Consider the following 23,714-nt stretch of genomic DNA (forward strand, 5'->3'; position numbering starts at 1 on the left):
AGAGGCCCGCCAACTTAGCTCAAAGAGATGTCAGCGGTGTTTCAGCTTTTGTGATCTCCCACAGCCTGTAGTCGCTGACGAGGAACGAAGGCTGCGATCGGCAGCGCAGCAGCCGTAAGGCTGCGATTAAGATCAAAAGATCGCGAGGCAAGCTCGCTCCTACGGTTTTATTGCGTGTGCAGATCTTGCTCTGGCCGCATTCTGCCCGGCCCGTCGACTGCCGCCTGCAGCGCGTCCCAGTGTTAAACTCACCCTCGCCGCAGAAGAAGCCAGCGCGGCGGTTGGTTAAGTTAGCCAGGCGTGAGGCGGGCTTTTAGTTTTTAATGAGGCCACGCATTGCCCACCGGAATACTCCCATGATGGATCAACAATGAGCCGCTACCAGCCACCCCTGTCGCTGACTCTGCCGATGCTCGGGCTGGTGGCCGAGATCAGCGAGCAGATTGGCCGGTTGTCGGCGTTGCACGCTGCGACCCTGACACCGCAGTTGCGACGGGGTAACCGGATCCGCACCATCCAGGCTTCGTTGGCGATTGAAAACAACACCCTGAGTGTCGAGCAAGTCACGGCCGTACTGGAAGGTAAACGCGTGTTGGGTTTGCCCCGTGAAATTCAGGAGGTCCGCAATGCGTTTGCGGCCTATGAAGCCATGCCTGATTGGCGTCCGTCATCGCGTGCTGATGTGCTGGCGGCTCATCGGTTGTTGATGCTGGGGTTGATTGACGACGCAGGCCAATTTCGTCGAGGTGGCGTTGGAATTTACCGCGGTGACAAGCTGGTACACATGGCGCCGCCGCCGAGTCGGGTGGCAACACTCATTGATGATCTGCTGGCCTGGCTTGAGGTGACGGAGCTTCACCCCTTGATTGCCAGTTGCGTCTTTCATTACGAGTTTGAATTTATTCATCCGTTCGCTGATGGCAACGGTCGTATGGGCCGTTTATGGCAAACACTGATCCTCAGTCAATGGCGCCCGGTGTTGGCCTGGCTACCGGTGGAAAGCGTGATTTGCGAACAGCAAGAGGCTTATTACGCCGCGCTACTGGCTGCCGATCAACAAGCGCAGGCCACGCCCTTTGTGGAGTTTATGCTGCAAGCCTTGCAGCAGGCCTTGTTGAATGCAGAACAGACCGACCAAGTAACCGACCAAGTAACCGACCAAGTAACCGACCAAGTAACCGATCAAGTAACCGATCAAGTAAGCAGTCATGTAATCCGCTTGCTTGAAGCATTAAAAGGCAGCACGGGGTTGAAAACGGCTGAGCTGATGCCTCTGTTGCGGCTGACTCATCGGGCAACCTTTCGCAGCAACTACTTGTCACCTGCGTTGACCGCCGGGCTCGTTGAAATGACGGATCCGCTTTCGCCGCGCAGCCCGGTACAGAAATACCGACTGACTGCCCAAGGCCTGAATTGCCTGGGCATGAGCAAGACCTGAAGATTTTTATTCACCCTGAACCAGAGACTCATATGGCCCACCAAGACATTACCTTCACCCCTGATCCAGACGCCGATTCCATATCTTCGGATGTTGCCGGTTTTGCCGGGATTCTGGTCTCCACACAGATCCCGACCCGTGCTGACGGCAGTCTGGAGCTGGGGGGGATTACTGAGCAGAGCGAGTGCACGTTGCAGGCGCTCAAGGTTGCCCTGGAAAAGGCCGGCAGTTCGATGGACCGGGTGTTGCACCTGACGATTTACCTGACGGACATGGCCGACCGCGCGGCGTTCAACGAAGTCTACAAGCGCTTTTTCGCCAAGCCGTGGCCGGTGCGTGCCGCTGTTGGCGTGGCAGCTCTGGCGGTAGAAGGCATGCGTGTAGAAGTGACCGCCATGGCGGCCAAGGCCTGAGTCAATAACGCCCAACTGCGTTCGGTCTTCTACACTCCCTTTTGGCCAGTTTTTGGCCGTGCCAATGAAGGCACACTAAGAAAGGGAGCAATGAAGATGGTTCGCAGATTTTTGGGCGTTGTAGCGTTGGTATTGCTGGCCGGTTGCGCCACCAATCGGGCAGAAGTGGATGTGGATGTCTTGCCGCCGGGCAATACGCAAACGTCTGCCCCGAGCAATGGCAAGAAGGTGTTTGTCAGTGCCGTTGATGAGCGAGTTTTTCAGATCAAACCAGACAGTTTCGATATCCCTTCCCTGAAGTACGACGATATTGACGACAAGTCGATTACCGAACGGGCGATTGCGCGCAAACGCAACAACTTCAATTGGGCCATTGGCGATGTGCTGCTGCCCAAAGGCCGCACGGTGGCCGGGTTGGTGAGTGATGCGGTGGCCAGTGCTTACCGTCAGGCCGGTTATGAGGTCGTGAGCACGCCAACGGGCAGTAATGTGCACAAGGTGCAGGTGCGCATTATTGAGTTCTGGTCATGGTCAGGTGTCGACGGGGTGCTGGACAAGGGCGTACGCAATCAGTCGCTGTTGCAGATCAAACCCGCAGGCGCGCCTGAGTACAGCGTGAAAACCCTGGTCACCGAAAACGCTAAGGTGGTGACCGACTCGGTCTGGAAGAACATCACCGAAGAGGGTCTTGAGGCCATTACTCAGGAAACCCTGAAGAAGCTTTAATCCGCTTGCAGGGCGAGGCTGTGACGGGTGTCATAGCCTCGCTTTACTCTTCAGCGAACACACGTTTTACGCCAGTGACGTGCGCTTGCCGAAAAACATTTCAGTGATCAGATCGTTGTTGATGGTGTCGCCTTGCAGGGTGCGTATCAGCAATTCACTGCCCAGCAGCGGCAGTGACAACAGCAGGGTCGGGTTCACGCGTTTGACCTTGGAGATGTTCTGAGTGTCGTTGACCAGCGCAATGATCTTGGTGTTTTCCCCGGCCACTTCCTTGGCCGCCAAAATGGTGAATACGTTTTGTGCATCGCTGTCCGACAGGGTGACGATGTACTTGGCTGCACCGGCGTCCGCCAATTTGAGGGTCGCGGTGGCCGACGGGTCCCCCTCGATGATGTCGGCCTTGTCTGGCAGATCGTGCTGGCTGCCCGGAGCGCAGATCACCGTGACATGCTCGCCACGTGCTGTCAGGCCTTTGTAGACGTTGTGGGCCAATGAACTGGCGCCCACCAGGATGTAGTGTTTTTTGCGCGCCATGTGGGTCATCCGGCCTTTAATGATGCGCTGGATATTGTTGCTGATCAGCGGCCCGACAATGGACGCCAGGGAAATGGCAAACAGAGTGATGCCCAGCACAATCACCGTCAGGCAAAAGTACCGGGACACGGTGGAGTGCGGGAGGATGTCGCCAAAGGCAACGGTGGTCATGACCTCGAGCGCGAAATAGAACGCCGTGGTCAGGTCGGTGACCGGCGGTGCGAACTGCTCCCCCAGGTACAACGTGCCCAGCGTGCTGTAGACGGTCAGCGAGGCCAGGCTGACGATTGCAAAAAAGCTGCCGGTGGCCAGGCTGTAGTGGTCAAAACGTCGCCAGTCATAAAAAAGCACGGCGATGCTGACTAACGAAAGGTAAGTGACGTAGCTGGGCTTTTTCTCGATGAAAAAGTCGATGCAGACCGCCGCCAGCAGTAACAGCAGAGCAAAGAACCAACTGATCCGTGACTTGATCAGCAGCCCGAATGACATCAGTACAAGCACAAAGCCTGTGATGACCACGGGGATTTCCAGCAAGGCGAAAAAGCCCAGGGCTTCTTTCCATGAGTGAAACGAGTTGCCCGCAGCTTCGGCCTGCGCGAGCCAGCGTAGCCACACGGGCAGGACCATTGCACAGCCATTGATTGCCACCAGCAGCGCGACGCCATAGGCAAAACTGAGTCGCGATTTAACTTCCTGTAATAAAGCCATGGTTCCCACCTACCACATGTCCGTTATGAGGTTCGGGGGAGTGTAGGACAGGTTTTATGTTTTACGCTGGCAGGGCGAGGGGCTCCGCAATGGCCTTGTTCCAGACCATTGCGGGGCAAAACGAAAGGGCGTTTGGTTACAGCGACGTGCGCTTGCCGAAGAAGATTTCGGTGATCAGGTTGTTATCGATCTGGTCGCCCTGCAGGGTGCGCACCAGCAGTTCACTGCCCAGCAACGGCAGGGACAACACCATGTTCGGAGCCACGCGTTTGACCTTGGGGATGTTGTCGGTTTCGTTGACCAGCGCGATGATTTTGGTGGTGTCGCCGGCCACTTCCTTGGCAGCGAGAATGGTGAACACATTCTCTGCATCGTTTTCACGCAAGGTGACGATGTATTTGGCCTCGTCGGCACCGGCCAGTTTGAGGGTCGCGGTTGAAGACGGATCACCCTCGATAATGTCGGCGGTTTCCGGCAGTTCGTGCTGGGTGCCAGGAACATTGATGACGGTGACGTGCTCGCCACGATCAATCAGGCCGGTATAGACGTTTTGCGCCAGTGAGCCAGTGCCGACCAGGATGTAATGATTTTTACGGGCCATGTGGGTAATCCTGCCTTTGACAATGCGTTGAATGTTGTTGCTGATCAGAGGTCCGGCAATCGACGCCACCGACACCGCGAAGATGGTGATCCCCAGAATAATCACCGTGACGGTGAAGAGCCGGGCATCGGTGCTGTGCGGCACGATGTCGCCAAAGCCGACGGTCGACATCACCACAATGGAGAAATAGAACGCCGAAGGCAGGTCGTTGACCTCGGGGGTGAACTGATCGCCCAGGTACAGCGTGCCCAGTGTGCTGTAGACAATCAGCGAGGCGATACTGACGATCGCAAAGAAGCTGCCGGTGGCCAGGCTGTGGTGATCAAAGCGGCGCCAGTAAAAAATCAGCAGGGCGATGGTGAACAACGAGTAGTAGGCCACGCCGTTGGGATTTTTCACGATGAAAAAATCGACGCAGACCGTGGCGATCAATAACAGCAGCGAAAAAAACCAACTGATGCGTGACTTGAGCAACAGACCGATCGACATCAGCACCAGCAAAAACCCGACGACAAATCCGGGGATTTCCAGCAAGGCTAAAAAGCTTAAGGCGTCCTTCCACGAGTTAAAGACACCGCCCGCCGCATCGGAGTGGGCGATGCCGCGTTGCAGCACCGGCAGAATCAGGGCCATCCCATTGATGGCAGCCACCAGGGCTACCCCATACGCAAACGAGAGTCGCGATTTAACTTCCTGTAATAAAGTCATAATTCCTACGACGTGTCTATTTAGCGGTTTCAAGAGTGTAGGTCAGGTTAATACACCTGACCTTTCTGGCTTCGCGCAGTTTAACAAGTGCCCTTAGACGCTGGCACCCAGTCGGTCATAGCCTCGCAAGTAGTAGTTGAGCCCCGAGATCAGCCAGCAGAGCACGAACAGGGCGATGATCCAGTAGCCAATTTCTCCAAAGTTGTCGTTAAGCGCCGCAATCGGCGCCCATATTCCGCCGCTCAGGTCCAGCTTGTCAGCGATCAGGCCCAGCGCTTCGACGCCGCCGATAAACAACGCGACAAACACCGACGCGGCGGTGATGGTGATGTTGTAGTAGAGCTTGCGCACGGGCTTGGAGAAGGCCCAGCCATAGGCGCCGATCATCACGAAGTTATCGAGCGAGTCGATCAGCGCCATACCGGCGGCAAACAGCACCGGGAACACCATGATTGACCACAGGTTGATGCCTTGTGAGGCGCTGGTGGCGCTGATACCCAGCAGCCCGACTTCGGTGGCGGTGTCAAAGCCAAGGCCGAACAGAAACCCCACCGGGTACATGTGCCAGCTTTTATTGACCAGGTTAAACAGGCGGCCAAAGATGCGCGCCATCAGCCCGCCCTTGTTGGCCACCAATAGGTCCAGTTCTTCGGCGGGCAAGGTGTGGCCCGCCTTGACCTGTTTGAACTTTTTGTACACCGACAGCAGGATCACCAGGTTAAGCACGCCGAACAGCAGCAGGAACACCGAGGACACCAGGGTGCCGATCAAACCGCCGGTTTCATGGAACCACTCCATGTCGTTCTTGAAGGCCATGGCGGTGGCGGCGATGGCAAAAGAGGCGAGGACCACAATGGTTGAGTGTCCGAGGGAGAACCACGTACCGACGGCAATCGGTCGCTTGCCTTGCTGCATCAATTTGCGCGTGACGTTATCAATGGCCGCGATGTGGTCAGCATCCACCGCATGGCGCAACCCGAAGCCGTAGGCCAGCAACGCGGTGCCCATCAGTACCGGGTTGCTGCCGAACTCGATAAACGCCCAGGCCCACGCGAGCAGGTTGGCGACCACCAGGCCTACCAGTAAATAAATGGCCCGCCTAGTGGTAGCGCTGGTGTCAGAAAGGCTGGAAGGGTGAGCGACAGGGGTCATTGTTGTTCCTCAAAACACTGCACTTATTGACGATGAGAGGGCATAACGTCCTTGTTCGGCACCAGAAATAACCACGACGCGAGCACAAAAGGCATGGTCAGGGTCGGGATGCCCACAGGGGCCAACACAGTATTCAAAGCACCCTGCACAAATACAGTGAAAATTACACCGATCAGCGTGTAGATCAGTACCCGCAAGCGCGGCTTGTTGAAGGTTGAGCCCAGCGCGATGGCGGTCAGTACGGCACTGAACGCATACAAGCCGTTGTTGATGGCCGACTGCTCGCCCTGCAACAGGCTTGCCACCAGCACCGCCAGTAATGAACCCACCAGCCCAAACAGCGCTGCCCACAACGAAGACACTGCCAGACCGGCCAAAAATAATAAACTGCCGACCACGGTGCTCATCAAAAACACTTCGGAGATGCCGTAGAACGTGGCATGGAACACGTCGATGCCGTCGAGCAGGTCTGGTGTATGCGCGACCAGATCGTGGGGCAGGTTGGGCAGGGGCAGTGCGTGGCTGTTCAGGCCGCCAAAGGCATAGCTGGCCAACAGCATGGTCCAGGTCACCAGAACGAAGGGCGCCGTCAGGGCCGCGACTTTCCAGGTTTTCAGAATGTCGGCAATGCAGATGGTGACGATCACCGAGACCACGCCGCCGAGGATGATGCACAGCCAGACGATGGGCGTGACCTCCAGAAACGTCGGCAAGCCAACACCCACCAGGCAGCCGTTGTAGCCGAACAGACCGGCTTTCCATGACGTCTGGTCCTTGAGGTGCATGCCGGTAAACGTGGCTGCGACGGTGCCCAGCACGCTGCCAAATGCGACCGCCGGATTGCCTTCGGCAAAGGCTCCGACAAATATCGCGGCAAAAAACAGCAAGCCGGTCAGCGGGTTGTTCTGGAACATCACCTGCGCGCAGCCGCGCAGGGTGACGTCAATAAACCCCAGCAGTGCGTTGCTGTTTGCCAGTTGCGACCACTTGGATAACGCCGCGTGCATAGTGACTGTCTCCATCGAACCCCGCTGGGAGCCGTGTTCACCTGCTCCCGTCAGCGGCGTTTATTTCCACAAAAAGGGCGGTGGCAAGGTCACGCCCAAGATCTCTTCACGGGCGACGGCCCAGAACGCGCGGATTTGCGCTTTCACGGTGCCGCTGTCATTGCCCAGTACTTTGAAGATTAAGCCGCACTGATTGGGCAAACGTGTGACACCGCTGGCCAGTCCCGCCTGCCTGTCAAATACGGCCGGGATGCGCTCGACAATGCGGTCGTGATGTTCCTGGGGCGTGAGCAACACCACGTTGGCGAACACGTCAAAGGTTTGCATGACGCCGACGGCGTCCAGGCTTTGCTTTTTCGGCTCCAGCACGTATTTCTCGACAAACAGCTCCTTGCCCTCGAGGGTTTCGGCGGACACCCGGGAGGAATACACATCAAAGCCGAAACGCTCATCGACATGGTGATACTTGCGCCCCGACATCAGGGTCTCGCAGTAAAGGGCCGTTGCCGTCGGGTGGATACTGATGCGCGTGTCAGTGATAAACCGCGCATCGCGATGAGGGATCAGCGGGTCGGGCATAAACTCCAGGTAGCCGTTTTCTTCGATTCGCAGGTGCTGAACCTGCGTGGCGTAGTTGGCGTTCATGGAGTGCACTTTGGTCGCCGACTGGGTGGTGACATGCCCGCAGGCGCCCACGCCCACGTTCACATCCGTGGCCAGACGGTCGCCCTGGAGCACGCAACCCGAGGTCGAGATCATGGTCACACAGGGCAGTTGCGGCAGTGCTTCGTCCCAGTACAAGGCCCGTTGCACCAATGACGGCACGCGCCGCTCCATGTCTGCCAGTACGCTGCGCTTGCCGCGTTGTTCAAAACCCAGGCGCAGGTAGCCGCTTTTGCCGACGGCGCCGCTGTGCATCTGCGCGGGTTCGTCCTGGTACTGCGCGAGTTCCGGGGCGTCGTTGCCGAGTGAATGAGCACGAAGCCGTGAAGGGTTGTTCACGATCTGGCTCTGCGCGGTCATGCCGTAACCCCAGCCTTGGTCGCCGGGGCAGAGGGTTTGTGGGCGAACAGGAACATGTGTTCGATCATGTCCACCAGCGCTTCAATGCCATGCCCGGTTTTGCAGTTGGTGAGGATGTAAGGGCGGCCACTGCGCACCACTTGGGTGTCGCTTTCCATGACCTCCAGGCTCGCGCCCACGTAAGGCGCCAGGTCGATCTTGTTGATGATCAGAATGTCCGCCTGGACCAGGCCGGGGCCATTTTTGCGGGGGATTTTCTCGCCTTCGGCGACGTCGATCACGTAGATATAAAAGTCGGCCAGGGCGGGGCTGAAGGTCAGGGTCAGATTGTCGCCGCCGCTCTCGATCATGATCAGGTCGCTGTCCGGGAACTTCTCTTCCATCTCTTCGACCGCGGCGATGTTCATGCTCGGGTCTTCACGCACCGCCGTGTGCGGGCAGGCGCCGGTTTCAACGCCGAGGATCTTGTCTTCGTCGAGGATGCCCTTGAGCGTGCGCTTGACCTGTTTGGCATCTTCGGTGGTAACGATGTCGTTGGTGATGATCAGCGGTTTGTACCCACGCTGGATCAGGATCGGGGTGATCACTTCAATGACAGCAGTTTTACCGGAGCCGACCGGGCCGCCAATACCAATACGGGTAATCTTTTTCACAGGCTCTTCCTTGGAAAGTGCAACGGATTCAGTTCATGAACAAACGCACATGGGCTTTGACGTGGACCGCCGCCAGCACGTCGACGATGGGGACATACGACGACATTTGCTCGATGTCGCCGATTTCTGCGATGTCGCAGAAGGTTTCGATGTCATGGTTCAGTTCAAACAAAATGCGCTGGGTGTCGAGGTGGGTGACCCGCATCAGGCGCATGGCCGCGCTGAGGATGGTCATGGCCACACCGTACTGGTGCATCACCACCACTTCTCGGGCACCGATGCCTTGGGTCGACATGACCACGGCCTGGGTGACGGGGTAGGTGCCGGCGGCATGGCCGGCTTTGATTTGTTCGAGCCACCAGCGCACCAGTGGTTTTTCCACCACATGGATCGACATTTCGGCGAGTTTTTTGCCCATGCGGGTGGCCATTAACCGGCTTTCTTCGTTGAGCTTGCGGTTGTTCACCGCCCAGTCGGCGCGCAGGATCGCGTCACGGTCATCGGCCACGGCGGCCCGGTGCGCCGCGACCACGCCCATGCCGTCACAACTGGCGGCCTGTTTGAGGGCGGTGAGGACAAACCCCTTGAGGCTGTCGACATCGTGCACGATGCCGGTCTGAATGGCCGATTCCACGCCGTTCGAGAACGAAAAGGCGCCGACGGGCAATACCGAGTCGCCAAACTGCATGATGCGAATCAGGTCTGATGCGTTCATCCAAAGCGCCTTATGCCGGGTTTAGTGCTTAGCGTCATGGCTGTGAAACGTCAGGCCGTTGTCATGGCTATGGCTGTGCGGGTCATGCAGGTATTGGCCTTTGATCTGCAGGGCGGCGGCTTCCAGTTTGTCCTGGGGGCTGGCCACATGAACGTGGGTGGCGGTTTCTTCGGCGCCACCAAACAACAGGCGCGCTTCAGAAGGGGTAAGGTTGGGCAGCACGGCGGCACCGCTGACAAAGGCGTAGGGCAGGTGCTCAAAGCCGTGGGTGCGCATCACCGAATCCATCATCTTGGTTTCCACCGTGAGCGGGATGTACACCTCGTTGTTTTTGGTCACCGCTTTCCAGTGCTGGTTGCCCAGGGCATGCCCGAGTTCGAAGCTAGTCTTGATCAGCACGTCCAGGGGTTGCTGCTTGAGTTCTCTCAAGTCAATGACCATCACGTCGCGCAGGTTGAGCTGCACCACCACGGCATGCCGGGTGGGCTCATCCCACATCAGTACGTCGCCGTCAGCCAGCACTACGTTGCGGTCCAGCGAGATCCCGAGGTCAAGCCCGCCGACGCTGGTGCGGCGGCAGCGGCTTTTTTGCGCTTCACGCTGATCGAGGATCAGCACATCAATGTTGGCGCCTTGCAGTTTTTGCTTCCAGGCCAGGTCTTTCTTGGCATTGCCCAGAATGTGTTCAATCAAAATCACGTCAAAAACTCCTTATTGAACCCGTAGGAGCGAGCTTGCCTCGCGATCTTTCGATCGTTTAAAAGATCGCGAGACAAGCTCGCTCCTACAGATTTGTTTGGCTTAGCCGAAGAAGTAGCGCTGGTTCATGGCGGCCACGTCGATGGGTTTGCACGTGGCGTGTACGCCGTCGACCTTGACCTCGAAGGTTTCCGGGTTCACTTCAATTTTTGGCGTCTGGTCATTACGCACCAGGTCTTTTTTGGAGATGGTGCGGCAGTTGCGAATGGCCATGACCTGGCGATCCAGCCCGGCTTTTTCCTTGACCCCGTCCTCCAGCGCGGCTTGCGACACAAAGGTCACGCAGGTGTCCTGCAGGGTTTTGCCGAAGGCGCCGAACATGGGGCGGTAATACACAGGTTGCGGCGTGGGCAGGGAGGCGTTGGGGTCGCCCATGGCGGCCCAGTTGATCATCCCGCCCTTGATCACCATTTTTGGCTTGGCCCCGAAGAACCGTGGGTCCCAGAGCACCAGATCGGCCATTTTGCCGACTTCGACCGAGCCCAGAACATGGCTCACACCTTGGGCGATGGCCGGGTTGATGGTGATTTTCGCGACGTAGCGCAGCACCCGGAAGTTGTCGTTATCCGGGCTGTCTTCCGGCAGTTTGCCGCGAGAGGCTTTCATCGCGTGGGCGGTTTGCATCACCCGCAGCCAGTTTTCCCCGACCCGGCCCATGGCCTGGGAGTCGCTGGAAAACATCGAGATCACGCCCATGTCCTGCAGCACGTTTTCGGCAGCGATGGTTTCCGGGCGCACCCGGCTTTCTGCAAACGACACGTCGGCGGGCACGTTGGGGTTGAGGTTGTGGCACACCATGATCATGTCGAACAGCTCTGCCTGGCTGTTGACGCCATAGGGCAGGGTCGGGTTGGTCGAACTCGGCAGCACGTTGAGCTGGCTCGCCACGCGGATAATGTCCGGGGCGTGGCCGCCACCTGCACCTTCGGTGTGGAAGGTGTGAATGGTGCGGCCTTCAAAGGCATCAATGGTGTCTTCGACGTAGCCGCCTTCGTTCAGGCTGTCGGTGTGGACCGAGACCTGCACGTCCATTTCATCGGCAATGCGCAGCGAGTGGCGCAGGGCGTTGGAGGTGGCACCCCAGTCTTCATGGACCTTGAGGCCCGCGACCCCGGCAATGATTTGCTCGGCTAGCGGGGCGTGGGCATAAGAGTTGCCTTTGCCCAGCAAACCGACGTTGATCGGCAGGCCCTCAATGGCCCGCAGCATCTTGCGGATGTTCCACGGGCCCGGGGTTACGGTGGTGCCGTTGGTGCCATCTGTGGGGCCAATGCCGCCGCCGAAGAAGGTGGTAATGCCATTGGACAGGCCGTGGTAGGCCTGTTGTGGCGAGATCAGGTGAATATGGGTGTCGATTCCGGCAGCGGTGAGGATCAAGTGCTCGCCCGAGATGGCATCGGTGCTGACGCCGACCACCATGTCAGTGCTGATGCCGGACATCACGTCCGGGTTGCCGCTTTTGCCGATGCCGCAAATCTTGCCGTCACGAATACCGACGTCGGCTTTGATCACGCCCTGAATCGGGTCAATGATGGTGACGTTGGTGATCACCAGGTCCAGCACGCCGTTGTCGCGGGTCAGGTGGTTGTTGTGACCCATGCCGTCGCGCAGGGATTTACCCCCTCCGTAGACCGATTCTTCGCCGTAACCGCGCAGGTCCTTTTCGATTTCGACGAACAGGTTGGTATCGCCCAGGCGGATTTTGTCGCCGGTGGTGGGGCCAAACAGGCCTGCGTATTCTTTGCGTGAAATGGTGGGCATCGGTGGCTCCTTGCTAATGCCGCGCTGGCGCTGAAGGCGTCACTGCGCAGGTGCAAAAAAAGTGAGTGCATGAGGGGCTGTGCGGGCTACGGATCGGTCTTGGAAAACTTGAAACCCAGCTCGGTGGCAAGTTGTATGGCTTGCAGTTTTTCCGCGCGCTCATGCAGGGCGATGGTGTTGTCTGGCGCCCAGCCGTCGACCAGATTGTTGAAGCCGTACACAGTCTGTTTGCCACCGTAAGGGATCAGCGACACTTCAATTTCATCGCCCGGCTCAAAACGGATCGCCGTGGTCGAAGTGATATTCAGACGTTTGCCAAAGGCGGCAGCCCGGTCGAATTCCAGTGCGCGGTTCACTTCAAAAAAGTGGTAATGCGAGCCGATCTGAATCGGGCGGTCGCCGGTGTTGCGCACTTTGATCTGGGTCACCGGGCGGTCTTCGTTGAAGGTGATCGGTGTGCTGGCGTAGACAATGCCGCCCAGCGGTACATCGTCTTCTTGGCTTTTGGGCACGCCGCCGGGGTCTTTGGCGTTGGGGATGCTGTGCTCAGGATGCGTGTCCTGGTGCGGGCTGGCGGGTTCGGCAGTTTTTTTGCGGGTCATGACGGGCTCCTCAAAACAGGGTTGTGTGCGTTGAGCGATCAAGCCAGGCCGTTATTTGATCGGGTCGTGAACGGTCACCAGACGGCTACCGTCGGTAAAAATCGCCTCAACCTGAACGTTCGGAATCAGCTCGCTGACGCCTTCCATCACGTCGTCTTTGGTCAGCACTTTGCTGGCTTCTGTCATGACGTCTTCAACCGACTTGCCGTCCCGGGCGCCTTCCAGGGCCGTGACGGTGATAATTGAAACGGCCTCCGGGTAGTTCAGCTTCAAGCCGCGCGCCTTGCGGCGCAGCGCCACGTCCGAGAGGGTGTACACCATGAGTTTGTCGATCTCTCTGGGGGTGAGCTGCATAAGCCCTCCTGTCTACAGTGCGGTAAAAATGAGTGTTCGACGTGTGGGGCACGGCTTGAACCTGCGCCCACGCGAAAAGGCCGGTAACGGGCTGAGCCGTTCAGGCGTGGTGACAATAAATGAGGGTTTTACAGGGGCTGCCCACCCCGATTGACGGGCCGCAGGCACGTAATACCCGATGCAGGTGTGTTTCATCGGCTCGACCGTTCAAATCCATTGCGGTGGGGGCGATCTGAGCCTAGACCATATTTTTTGAGGGGTGAGCGCAAGAGCAATTATTTGGGCACAGGGGTTGCCAGAGCGTGTTGGCAGGGAGTGTTTTTGTTTATGATTTTTTATGATTTAAAACAATCAGTTAGTTATTTGTTCGTGAATTTTTCAGAGCGTTCATCGTGAATTCGCGTTGTTATAAAAAACCACAAGACGGTAAAGAATCTTAGTTTTAAGTAGGGTAATTCCTACCTAATAAGTAGGAATTATCTTTATTTTTTTGCGCTCAACGTCGATGAGCAGCTACGTGTTCTCGATAGAGCGCGGCATGTATACCGTCCCGCCATTACGTTGCTTTACCCAATTGCATAGAGAGCCCCACGACGGCGAAGGATCGGGCAGCCAGCGAGTTCAGGCTGGTGCGATTGACCATGCGCCATGCTTTAAGCAGATAGCACCCTCTGTATTTGGAATGGCGAGGAGGGCGCCGGCTGCGTTTAAGATGCCCACGTGGTGCCAAAAAAATAATCGAGGATGGCCTGATGAACGCAATTCCAACGCTGCTGAACCGCAAGCCCTTGCCCGAGTCTTTATTGCTCGCACTGGGGCAACTTTTGGGCACGCGGCTGTCGACGTCGGCCAGTGTGCGCGAGCACCACGGCAGCGATATTTCGTCGTTGGGCCCGGTTCCGCCGGATGCGGTTGCGTTTGTCGAGAGCCTTGAGGAGATCATCAGCGTCTCCAGCCTGTGCCATGCCCACGATGTACCGATGATTCCTTACGGCAGCGGCACCTCGCTTGAGGGTTGGCTGCAGGCGGTGCAGGGCGGGGTGTGCATCGATGTGTCGGGCATGAACCAGATTATCCAGATCCGCCCGGACGACATGGACGTGACGGTGCAGCCGGGTGTCACGCGCAAACAATTGAACGCGGCCTTGCACGGCACCGGCCTGTTTTTTCCGATTGATCCGGGGGCCGATGCGTCGTTGGGCGGCATGGCCTCGACCCGGGCGTCGGGCACCAACGCTGTGCGTTACGGCACCATGCGCGAGAACGTGCTGGGCATGACCGCGGTGCTGGCAGACGGTCGAGTGATCCAGACCGGCGGCCGGGCCCGCAAGTCTTCTGCCGGGTATGACCTGACGCACTTGCTGGTGGGTTCGGGCGGTACGTTGGCGACCTTCGCCGAGTTGACGGTTAAATTGCACCCCTTGCCTGAAGCCGTGTCGGCGGCCATTTGCACGTTCCCTTCAGTGGATCAAGCCGTGCAGGCGGTGATCCAGACCATTCAGTTGGGCGTGCCGATTGCCCGCATCGAGCTGATCGATGCGCTGACCGTGCGGGCGATCAACGCTTACAGCAAGACCTCACTGCGTGAAGCGCCGTCCTTGTTTTTTGAATTGCATGGCTCGGAGTCCGGGGTTAAAGAGCAGATTGAAACCGTGCGCCTGGTGGCCGATGAACACGGCGGCCAGGACTTTGAATGGGCGGTCAACCCTGAAGACCGCACCCGGCTGTGGCAAGCGCGGCACGATGCCTACTTTGCTTCGGTGGCGTTGCGTCCTGGCTGCCGATCATTGACCACCGACTCGGTGGTGCCCATCTCGCGCCTGGCCGAGTGCATTGAAGCGACCGCCGCAGACCTTGAAGAAAATGGCCTGCTAGCGCCGATTTTTGGCCATGTGGGCGACGGCAATTTCCACGCCTTGATCCTCGTCGACCCCGACAATGCCGACGAAGTGGCCCGCGCTGAAGCGGTGGCGCACCGCCTGGCCGAGCGGGCGATTGCCTACGAAGGCAGTTGCACCGGCGAGCACGGCATTGGCTTGACCAAGCGGGACTACATGGCGGTTGAGCATGGCCAGAATGCGGTGGATGTCATGCGTTCAATCAAGCACGCGCTAGACCCCAAAGGCTTGATGAACCCCGGCAAGATTTTTGGCTGACGCCTGGGCGCCTCAAGGGCTGTAGAATCGCCGGCATGGAAATTCGACAGCTCAAATATTTTGTGGCGATTATCGACTGCGGCAGCCTCTCGGGGGCTGCCCGCGAAGTCTTTGTGGCCCAATCGGCCCTGAGTAAACAGGTCCTGGAACTCGAAAAAGAACTCGGGGTGCAGTTGTTGCACCGCAGCCGCAATGGCGTCAGCGCGACGGATCCGGGCAAAGTCTTCTACGAGTACGCCCAAGGCATTCTCAAGCATTTGCAGGACGCCCGCGTGGCGGTCCTTGACTCGGCGCAAACCCTCAGCGGTTCGGTGGTGGTGGCCTTGCCGCAGAGCGTCGCCAGCCCGCTGGCCTTGCCATTGCTGCGTGCGGTGGCGGCGCGTTATCCGCATATCAGCCTGAACCTCAATGAAGAACTGACCGGCAATCTGTTTGAGCAGCTGCTGTACGGGCGCATTGACCTGGCGTTGTTTACCGATGTCGGCTTGCCTGCCGAAATCGCCTTCAGTCCGCTGCTGCAAGAGGACTTTTACTGGCTCAGCGCGGCGACCGATCCACAGCCTCCGGGCACCGGCGCCCTCACGCTTGAGCAGGCACTGGCGCGCCCGCTGGTGTGGCCGGGGCTGGCCCACGGGCATTGCACGCGGGCGCTGGTTGAGGCTGCGCTGGCCAAACAGGGTGCGTTCGTTGAGTCGGTGGCCCTTGAGGTCAACTCGGTGCACATTCTTAAAAGCGCCGTGGAAGCGGGGATCGGGCCGACCATCATGCCGCTCAACCTGGCCCGCCGCGAAGTCGACGAGGGGCGTCTGATTGCGCGACGCATAGACTGCCCCGGGCTGTATCGGCGAGTGGGGTTGTGCGTGTCGACGCGCATGCCATCGACCCCGGCGCGGCAGGCTGTGGCTGACCTGATACGTCAGGTGGTCAGCGACATGTGCCTGCAGGATCAATGGCCCGGCAGCCATATACTGACCGCCGGGCCTGCCTGAGCGGTCAGGGTTGTTGTGGCAGCGGGTTGGCCGGGGCCAGCCCGCTGATACCGGCTTTGACCTTGGGCACACACAGACCCAATACGCCTCCCAGCACCAGCACCGCCGCCATCATGTACATCGAGGCTTGGGTGCTGCCGGTGACTTGGGTGATCCAGCCGACCACGATGGTGGCAAAGAAGCCTGCGACGTTGCCCATGGAGTTGATCAGCGCGATACCTGCCGCTGCGGCAGCCCCGCCGACCACTGCGGTGGGCATGCTCCAGAACACCGGCAGGCTGCTGACCATGGCCGCGGTACCAATGGTCAAGCCGATCATGCCGAGCAGCAGATTGCCGCCGAACACTGTGCCAAACAGCACCCCGGCGGCGCCCAGGGTGGCGCAAATTGCCAGGTGCCAGCGGTACTCACGATGGCGGTCTGAGCTGCGCCCCACCAGCACCATGACCACCGCCGCTGCGGTGAACGGAATCGCCGAAAGCATGCCGATCACCCACGGTTGCTCGATGCCGCTGTTGCGGATAATGGTCGGCATCCAGAAGCTGATGATGTACTGGCCCATGACCAGGCAAAAATACACGCCGCCCAACAGCCATATTTTCGGGTTGAGCAACCCTTCGCGTATCGAGTGCCCTTGCTTGCCTTGGTTGTCGCGCTCGATGGCGGCCTGCATGCCTTGTTTTTCCTCTGCCGTCAGCCACTTGGCATCGGCGATGCGGTCATGCAACAGATAAAACACCGCTATGCCCAGCGCCACCGCCGGCAAGCCTTCGATCACAAACAGCCACTGCCAGCCTGCGAAACCTGCGACGCCATGCATGTACTGCATGATGAAACCGGAAATCAGTGAGCCCAGCATGTTGGAAATCGGCAAGGCCGAGATAAACAACGCCACCATTACGCCCCGGCGATGGCCTGGGAACCAGGTGGTGAGGTAAAAAATAATCCCCGGGAAGAACCCGGCTTCAGCCACGCCGATCAGAAAACGCAGGGTGTAGAAGCTCCACGGTGTTTGCACAAACATCATTGCCGCCGAGAGCAATCCCCAGGTGACCATGATCCGTGCGATCCAGCGGCGCGCGCCGTAACGGTGCAGGGCGATGTTGCTCGGGACTTCAAACATCAGGTAACCGATGAAGAAAATCCCGGCGCCCAAGCCGTACACCGCTTCACTGAATTTAAGGTCATCGAGCATCTGCAACTTGGCAAAGCCCACATTGACCCGGTCCAGGTACGCGACCAGAAAACACACCATCAACAGCGGCATGACACGCCAGGCCGTTCTGCGATAAGCCGAATCCAGATGCTGATCAATGCGCTCGGGGTGAGGCGAAGATGAATGAGTCATGAGAAGCCCTTTTTTGTTATAGCGCGCCTGAACACGGGCGTGGCCAGGCATCCTTTTTAGGCCGTGCAGAACATAACGTTTACGTAAACGCCAGCAGGGCAACCCAGACTCTAGAGTCGATGGACGATTCGCACAATCGTTGCGACGTCTTTTGTAGGACAAAAACACCCGGATACCCTGTAGGAGCGAGCTTGTCTCGCGATCTTTTGATCTTAGAGGCGCTCTATCTCCCGCTCCAACAGCCGGTAAATGCGCTCATCCAGGGAATGCGCCACATTGAATCGCATCCACGGAACGATCTGCGCGTTGGGCATGAATAACTGACCGGGGGCGAGCAGGATTTTCTCGTCGCGGGCTTTGGTTGCCAGCGCGGTCGAGTCTTCGATCAAGGGATGACGAGCCCACAGAAACATCCCGGCGTGGGGTTTTACGAACAGCTCCATGCCCACGCCTTCCAGTAACCGCGCGACGGTTTCGTGGGCGTCGGCGAGATTGCTCTGCAACTGTTTGACGTGTTTGCGGTGGCGGCCCTGTAGCAATACCGTCAGGGCAAGTTCTTCGGTCAGCTCCGAGGTGGTGAGGCCGCTGACCAGCTTGAGCGGCACCAATTCGTCGATCAGTTCCTGGTGCGCCGCTACAAACCCGACCCGCAATGCCGGGGCAATGGTTTTCGAAAAGCTGCCGATGTAGATCACCCGCGACAGCTGATCCATGCCCGCCAGCGCTTGCTGGCCGGTGGTGTCGAGGTCGGCGTAAATGTCATTTTCGACAATCAGGAAGTCGTACTTTTCAGCCAGTTGCAGCACCCGGTGTGCCACCGCCAGCGACAGGCTGGTGCCGGTCGGGCAGTGCAGGCGAGTGTTGGTGAAAAACACCTTGGGCCGATGCTGGATAATCAGCGCTTCAAGCACCTCAAGGTCGAAGCCATCGAGGGTGCGCGGCACACCCAGCAGTTTGGCCCCTTGCAAACGCAAGTTGAGGAACAGGTTGTGATAGCCCGGTTCGTCCACCAGCACGCTGTCACCGCGTTGCACCAGATAACGCGTGACCAGGTCCAGCGCATGGCTGCCGCCGCTGGTCAGCATGATCTGTTCAGGGTGCGCAGAGATACGCGTGTCTGCCAGTTTTTCGGCAAGTTTAGCGCGCAGCCGCGGCGAACCTTTGGCCTGCCCGTAACCGGAAAAACTGCCGGGCTTGTTGCGCGCCAAGGTGCGCAGGCCGCGTTGCAGGCCGTCGTGGTCTGTCCACTGCTCGGGCAGCAGGCCGATGCCCGGGCGTAATTCCATGCCCATGGGCTGGAAGACTTTTTGCAGCAACAGGTGCGCGTCAAAGTCGAACTCAGTGTCTTCCTCGTGGGGCTCCGGTACAGGGTCGGGGCGCGGGTTGCCGGGGCTGCTGCGCACATAGAAACCGGCGTTGCGCACCGGCGTCAGGTGCCCGAGCGCCACCAGGCGGTCGTAAGCTTCGACAGCGGTAAAGTGGCTGACCTTGTGGGTCTGCGCGAATTTGCGGATCGAAGGCAGTTTGCTGCCGGATTTCAGCCGGTGTTCTTTGATCGCCAGGCTGATCCCCGAAACGATCTGGTTGACCAGTGACTCCTCGGAGTCGGGATCCAAAAACATCATAAACATCCGTCCAGGCTCGAAGGGCTGCGGTGTGTGTACCGGTAAAAAGACCATAACAGTAATGCGCCGGTAGCAGGTTTTCTGTGCATGGTCGCCGGTGGCGTGCGGGGGCAAGCTTATGCCATTGCCACCTCAATCGAACAAGGACCCGCGATGCACGACACGCCTTTTCAATTCGACCGCAGCCTGATTTCCGATGACGAGTGGAAAACCCGTTGCGACCTGGCAGCACTGTACCGGCTGGTGGCGCATTTTCGAATGACCGATCTGATCGACACACACATTTCTGCGCGGGTGCCGGGTGAGGAAGGGCACTTCCTGATCAACCGCTACGGGGTTTTGTTCCATGAAATGCGCGCGTCCGATCTGGTCAAGATCGACTACGACGGCAATACCGTCGATGCCCATCACGGCCCTGACAGCGTCAACCGTGCGGGTTTCAACATCCATTCAGCGATTCATGCTGCACGGCATGACATCAGTTGCATCGTGCATACCCACACCTCGGCAGGCATCGCGGTGTCCGCGCAAGAAGACGGCTTGTTGCCGATCAGCCAGCACGCGCTGAAGTTCTACCGGCGTCTGGGTTACCACGACTACGAGGGCATCGCTCTCAATCCGGATGAGCGCCAACGCCTGGTGCGCGACCTGGGCCCGCACATGGTGATGATTTTGCGTAACCACGGTTTGCTCGCCACTGGCCGCTCGATTGCCGAGGCGTTCAATCAGATTTACTTCCTGGAGCACGCCTGTCAGGCCCAGGTTCAAGCGCAGGCGGGCGGGGCGGTTTTGCGATTCCCCTCCGAGGCCGTGTGTGAGTTGACCGCTCAACAGTCCGATGACGAGATTGAGCACAACCTGCATCAACTGGCCTGGTCGTCTGTGCTGCGTTTGATTTCCAAAGATCAAGGAGATTACCAAAGCTGAGGGACAGCAGCGGTCAGGTCGTTACCGGCCTGACTCAACACTCGACTGGCCCCAGAGCCAGATGTGCGAAGCTGGGCGCTCGCTCAGTGAGCGCTGCCAAGCGTGATTCAACTCTGCCATAACAATTAATCCTAGAGGTAGATATGAAAAAGACAGCAATCGGAGCCTTGCTTATCGCGGCTATTTCGGCCAATGCGATGGCTAACGAAATTACCGTGATTTCGTTTGGTGGTGCCAGCAAGGACGTGCAGACCGACGCGTTCTACAAACCCTTCGCCAGCGCCAGCGGCAACAAAGTAATCGCAGGCGAGTACAACGGCGAGATGGGCCGGATCAAAGCCATGGTCGACACCAAGAGTGTCAACTGGGACGTCGTGCAGGTCGAAGCGCCGGAGCTGATTCGCGGTTGCGAAGAAGGCCTGTTTGAACCCCTCGACCAGAGCAAGCTGGGCAACCCGGCGGACTACGTGCCGGGCACGCTGTCCGAGTGCGGCGCCGGTGTGCTGGTGTGGTCGATGGCCATGGCCTACAACGGTGACAAAGTCAGCAGCGCGCCGACCGGCTGGGCCGATTTTTGGGACACCCGCAAATTCCCAGGCAAGCGCAGCCTGCGCAAAGGCGCCAAGTACTCACTCGAAGTCGCGTTGATGGCCGACGGCGTACCGTATGCCGACATCTATAAACAGCTGTCTACCAAGGAAGGCGTGGATCGCGCATTCCGCAAGCTTGATGAGATCAAGTCCGATATCCAGTGGTGGGAAGCCGGTGCGCAACCGATGCAGTTTTTGGCCAGCGGTGACGTGGTCATGACTACCGCCTTTAATGGCCGGGTATTCGCCGCTCAACAATCCGGGGCCAACCTCAAGGTGGTCTGGAATGGCAGCATCTACGCCATCGACTCATGGGCGATCCCGACTGGCAGCAAAAACAAGGAAGTGGCCGAAGACTTTATTGCCTTCACCCTCAAGCCGGAAAACCAAAAGATCCATACCAAAGAGTTGGGCTACGGCTCGGTCAACCTGAACACCGCAGCGTTGTTGGACCCGGCCCTGGCAGCACGGCTCAATACCGCGCCGGATAACCTGTCCCAGGCCATGCCGATCAATAACGAGTTCTGGGTCAACCATGGCGAAGAACTGGAGCAGCGCTTCAATTCATGGGTCGCCAAAACCAAGTAATCGCGGCGAATAAATGCGGCCTGTCAGCAGGCCGCATTGCGTTTGGCGCAGAGGTTCAGATAACCGGATTGCGCCCGCCGTTCACCGGCAGGATCGCGCCGACGATGTAACTGGCCCGGTCGCTGGCGAGAAACAGCGCCGCGTCGGCCACTTCCTCAGGTTTCCCGTAACGCCCCAGCGGCACGCTGGCCACGCCACGCGCCAACGCTTCTTCGGGGGAAATATTCAAGCGCTTGGCTTCCACGGCCACCGATTGTTCGACCCGGCCGGTGAGGGTATAGCCGGGGTTGATCGCATTGATCCGGATGCCCTGCGCCGCGTAGTGTTCGGCGGCGCCGACGGTGGCCAGCATTAATGCGGCGTTGGCAGCCCCGCCGGACAGGTGAGTGCTGGTCGGCACCTTGCCACCCGAGCCGATGATATTGACGATCACGCCCTGACCGCGGGCGCGCATGCCCACCAGTACGGCTTGCTGGCTATTGATCACCGGATAGTATTTGTTCTCCATGCCCGCGCGCAGCGCCTGGCCGTCGAGGTCTTGCGGGTCATAGCGTTTGGCCGCTCCGGCGCTGTTGATCAGGATGTCGACAGGGCCATGCTGCGCTTCGATATCGGCGATCACCTGCACTGCATTTTCGTAGACCGACAGGTGAGCGGCAAAACCGCTTGCCTTGATCCCGTCCTGCTCCAGGGTTGTGAGCGCAGCTTCGATGTTCTCAAGGGTTCGCGACACGATCACCACACGGGCCTGTTCCTGGCCGAATGCGCGAGCGCAGGCCAGGCCGATGCCCTTGCTGCCGCCGGTAATGACCACAAGTTTTCCACGCAGATTGAGATTCATGCCAGGGTTCCTGTCAGTGGGTTAAACGAGTGAGCATCATAGACCTGATGATGGGTACGCAGCAGCTGTTGGCCAGATCAAGGTCAAGAGATCGCGAGGCAAGCTCGCTCCTACAGCTGTGTTGTCGCAGACAAGGCGAGGGTGTCAAGCAGCGAGAAAAAAGGGCCATTACCCTCATGGGGATCCGGTAATGGCCAAGATTCTCAACCAAAGAGAGCGTCAGGCATCAACCTGACGGCGGGCAATTTACCTGTCCGGGGTTTAGTTAGCTAGCTAAGGAGCTGGGATACAGTTTTACCTCCTGCGCAATAATGGTGCGCCGTTTGCCTTCTCTAATGGGCGATGTTGTTTGATGCATCTGGCCTCTGCGGGCCTTAAACGCTAACCTTGCGGCCATGCAAATACCTGACTTGAATCTGCTGGTTGCCCTCAATATCTTGCTCGAAGAGGGCTCGGTAGCGGGCGCTGCCCGACGCATGAACCTCAGCGCTCCGGCCATGAGCCGCACCCTGACGCGTATCCGCGAAGTGTTAAATGACCCGATTCTGGTGCGTTCCGGGCGCGGGCTGGTGCCAACCCCCAGAGCGCTGGAGTTGCGCGAGCAGGTACGCGGCGTGGTGGAGCTGGCGCACGGGGTGTTCACCCAAAGCCAGGACAGCGATTTGCGCACGCTGGAGCGCACGTTCAGCATCCGCTCCAACGATGTGTTTTTCGGTGTGTACGGCGAAGCGTTGCGCCAGCGCATGGCCCAGGAAATGCCCAAGGCGACCTTGCGGGTTGTGCCCGAGGGATTTACCGACGATCAGGCGCTGAACGAGGGGCGTATCGACCTGACCATCTGCGCCACCAACAAGTTTTCTGCGGACATCAAGGTCCAGCGCCTGTTTACCTGTCCTTTTGTGGGGCTGGCCCGGGAAGGTCACCCCATTTTTGACCAGCCGCTCACCGTGCAACGCTTTACCGAGTTTGACCACATCAGTGTGTCCCGCCGAGGTGTTCCTCGGGGGCCGATCGATTCGATGCTGGCCGAGATGGGCCTGGAGAGGCGCGTGTCCTTTACCACTCCGACTTTTTATTCAGCGATCTTTGCCCTCGCAGCTTCCGACCTGATTTTGCCGCTCATGCCGAAAATGCTGGTTAAAACCCTTGAACCCATGGGCTTGAAGCTGCGCCAGTTTGAGCTGCCCATCACCCTGCAGCCTGTCGAAATCAGCCAGGCCTGGCACCCGCGTCTGGACAATGACCACGCCCATCGCTGGTTGCGTCGCACCCTCAAAACCTTCTGCGATAACGCCACTGTCTGATTGTGGATTGCGTCTGGCGCACTCCACAGTTAGCTATTTATCAATTTTTATAGCATTGCCGCTTGGTTAAACTTTTTGTCATCTAGTTAGAAGACGGAGTTAGCCATGTATTGGCGTTTTAAGCGTGGGCGTGATTGGGCGCCGGGAGCCTGGCGGTGACCTCGCTGGCCGCAGGCTCGGTCAGCGTCGCGC

The 23,714-nt window shown here is 58.6% G+C and carries 21 protein-coding genes and 1 pseudogene; 8 read left to right on the forward strand and 14 right to left on the reverse strand.

Translation table 11 applies throughout. The annotated features are described in order from the left end of the window. Window positions 1–370 precede the first annotated feature (370 nt). The 3 genes from GHO25_RS14995 to GHO25_RS15005 all read left to right on the forward strand — a co-directional run bounded on the left by GHO25_RS14995 (window position 371) and on the right by GHO25_RS15005 (window position 2,577). Window positions 371–1,438, forward strand: coding sequence for a Fic family protein (locus GHO25_RS14995; protein WP_153391123.1), 1,068 nt, complete (start codon window positions 371–373; stop codon window positions 1,436–1,438). A gap of 32 nt (window positions 1,439–1,470) precedes the next feature. Continuing rightward, entirely contained in the window at window positions 1,471–1,851 is a 381-nt protein-coding gene (locus tag GHO25_RS15000) for a RidA family protein (RefSeq protein ID WP_048369212.1), read from the forward strand. Window positions 1,852–1,947: 96 nt separating this feature from the next. Next, window positions 1,948–2,577, forward strand: a complete 630-nt coding sequence (locus GHO25_RS15005) for a hypothetical protein (protein ID WP_048369211.1) — start codon at window positions 1,948–1,950, stop codon at window positions 2,575–2,577. Between the two features lie 66 nt (window positions 2,578–2,643). Here GHO25_RS15005 and kch (GHO25_RS15010) read toward each other — a convergent pair whose 3' ends face one another. The 11 genes and pseudogenes from kch (GHO25_RS15010) to GHO25_RS15060 form a co-directional block, all read right to left on the reverse strand. Then, window positions 2,644–3,819: a voltage-gated potassium channel protein gene (gene kch, locus GHO25_RS15010; RefSeq protein ID WP_048369210.1), complete on the reverse strand. Its 1,176-nt coding sequence runs from the start codon at window positions 3,817–3,819 to the stop codon at window positions 2,644–2,646. Window positions 3,820–3,955: 136 nt separating this feature from the next. Beyond that, a complete protein-coding gene (kch, locus tag GHO25_RS15015; protein ID WP_048369209.1) occupies window positions 3,956–5,128 on the reverse strand; it encodes a voltage-gated potassium channel protein in 1,173 nt (390 codons plus the stop codon). 93 nt (window positions 5,129–5,221) lie between these two features. Beyond that, complete coding sequence (locus GHO25_RS15020) at window positions 5,222–6,280, reverse strand: HoxN/HupN/NixA family nickel/cobalt transporter (protein ID WP_153391124.1); 1,059 nt, start codon at window positions 6,278–6,280, stop codon at window positions 5,222–5,224. Between the two features lie 23 nt (window positions 6,281–6,303). Further along, the gene (gene yut / locus GHO25_RS15025; protein WP_088500380.1) at window positions 6,304–7,287 is read right to left on the reverse strand and encodes an urea transporter; all 984 of its coding nucleotides are present in this window, start codon (window positions 7,285–7,287) and stop codon (window positions 6,304–6,306) included. Window positions 7,288–7,347: 60 nt separating this feature from the next. Then, window positions 7,348–8,310, reverse strand: coding sequence for an urease accessory protein UreD (locus GHO25_RS15030; RefSeq protein WP_048369206.1), 963 nt, complete (start codon window positions 8,308–8,310; stop codon window positions 7,348–7,350). Next, window positions 8,307–8,963: an urease accessory protein UreG gene (gene ureG / locus GHO25_RS15035; RefSeq protein WP_178110099.1), complete on the reverse strand. Its 657-nt coding sequence runs from the start codon at window positions 8,961–8,963 to the stop codon at window positions 8,307–8,309. Before ureG ends, GHO25_RS15030 begins: the two co-directional genes overlap by 4 nt. Window positions 8,964–8,991: 28 nt before the next feature. Beyond that, on the reverse strand, window positions 8,992–9,678 hold the full coding sequence (locus GHO25_RS15040) for an urease accessory protein UreF (RefSeq protein WP_048387409.1): 687 nt from the start codon (window positions 9,676–9,678) through the stop codon (window positions 8,992–8,994). A gap of 21 nt (window positions 9,679–9,699) precedes the next feature. Then, window positions 9,700–10,377, reverse strand: a complete 678-nt coding sequence (gene ureE, locus GHO25_RS15045) for an urease accessory protein UreE (RefSeq protein ID WP_178110100.1) — start codon at window positions 10,375–10,377, stop codon at window positions 9,700–9,702. Window positions 10,378–10,479: 102 nt separating this feature from the next. Further along, on the reverse strand, window positions 10,480–12,198 hold the full coding sequence (locus GHO25_RS15050; protein ID WP_153326474.1) for an urease subunit alpha: 1,719 nt from the start codon (window positions 12,196–12,198) through the stop codon (window positions 10,480–10,482). A gap of 191 nt (window positions 12,199–12,389) precedes the next feature. After that, window positions 12,390–12,680 (reverse strand): annotated as a pseudogene (locus tag GHO25_RS26935) (urease subunit beta); the annotation flags it as partial. 171 nt (window positions 12,681–12,851) lie between these two features. Next, window positions 12,852–13,154 carry an urease subunit gamma gene (locus GHO25_RS15060; protein WP_048369202.1) on the reverse strand — a complete coding sequence of 101 codons (303 nt, stop codon included), beginning with the start codon at window positions 13,152–13,154 and terminating at the stop codon, window positions 12,852–12,854. A gap of 752 nt (window positions 13,155–13,906) precedes the next feature. Between GHO25_RS15060 and GHO25_RS15065 the strand changes: the two genes are divergently transcribed. Together GHO25_RS15065 and GHO25_RS15070 are read left to right on the forward strand one after the other, a co-directional pair. Continuing rightward, window positions 13,907–15,310, forward strand: a complete 1,404-nt coding sequence (locus GHO25_RS15065) for an FAD-binding oxidoreductase (protein ID WP_048369201.1) — start codon at window positions 13,907–13,909, stop codon at window positions 15,308–15,310. Window positions 15,311–15,345: 35 nt separating this feature from the next. Further along, a complete protein-coding gene (locus GHO25_RS15070) occupies window positions 15,346–16,299 on the forward strand; it encodes a LysR substrate-binding domain-containing protein (protein WP_153391126.1) in 954 nt (317 codons plus the stop codon). Between the two features lie 4 nt (window positions 16,300–16,303). Here GHO25_RS15070 and GHO25_RS15075 read toward each other — a convergent pair whose 3' ends face one another. Next, entirely contained in the window at window positions 16,304–17,647 is a 1,344-nt protein-coding gene (locus GHO25_RS15075; protein ID WP_153391127.1) for an MFS transporter, read from the reverse strand. Window positions 17,648–17,859: 212 nt separating this feature from the next. Continuing rightward, window positions 17,860–19,272 (reverse strand): PLP-dependent aminotransferase family protein, encoded by a 1,413-nt coding sequence (locus tag GHO25_RS15080; protein WP_153391128.1) that lies wholly within the window; start codon window positions 19,270–19,272, stop codon window positions 17,860–17,862. A 153-nt stretch (window positions 19,273–19,425) separates the two neighbouring features. Here GHO25_RS15080 and GHO25_RS15085 point away from each other — a divergent pair, with 153 nt between their 5' ends. After that, complete coding sequence (locus tag GHO25_RS15085; RefSeq protein ID WP_153391129.1) at window positions 19,426–20,199, forward strand: class II aldolase/adducin family protein; 774 nt, start codon at window positions 19,426–19,428, stop codon at window positions 20,197–20,199. 143 nt (window positions 20,200–20,342) lie between these two features. After that, the gene (locus GHO25_RS15090; protein ID WP_153326460.1) at window positions 20,343–21,377 is read left to right on the forward strand and encodes an ABC transporter substrate-binding protein; all 1,035 of its coding nucleotides are present in this window, start codon (window positions 20,343–20,345) and stop codon (window positions 21,375–21,377) included. A 55-nt stretch (window positions 21,378–21,432) separates the two neighbouring features. Here the strand turns inward: GHO25_RS15090 and GHO25_RS15095 are convergent, their stop codons facing one another. Beyond that, window positions 21,433–22,218, reverse strand: coding sequence for an SDR family NAD(P)-dependent oxidoreductase (locus tag GHO25_RS15095; RefSeq protein ID WP_153391130.1), 786 nt, complete (start codon window positions 22,216–22,218; stop codon window positions 21,433–21,435). A 395-nt stretch (window positions 22,219–22,613) separates the two neighbouring features. Between GHO25_RS15095 and GHO25_RS15100 the strand changes: the two genes are divergently transcribed. Then, window positions 22,614–23,522, forward strand: coding sequence for a LysR family transcriptional regulator (locus GHO25_RS15100; RefSeq protein WP_048387423.1), 909 nt, complete (start codon window positions 22,614–22,616; stop codon window positions 23,520–23,522). Window positions 23,523–23,714: the final 192 nt, after the last annotated feature.

It is taken from the genome of Pseudomonas sp. FSL R10-1350 (assembly GCF_009600525.1).
Classification (GTDB): Bacteria; Pseudomonadota; Gammaproteobacteria; order Pseudomonadales; family Pseudomonadaceae; genus Aquipseudomonas; species Aquipseudomonas helleri.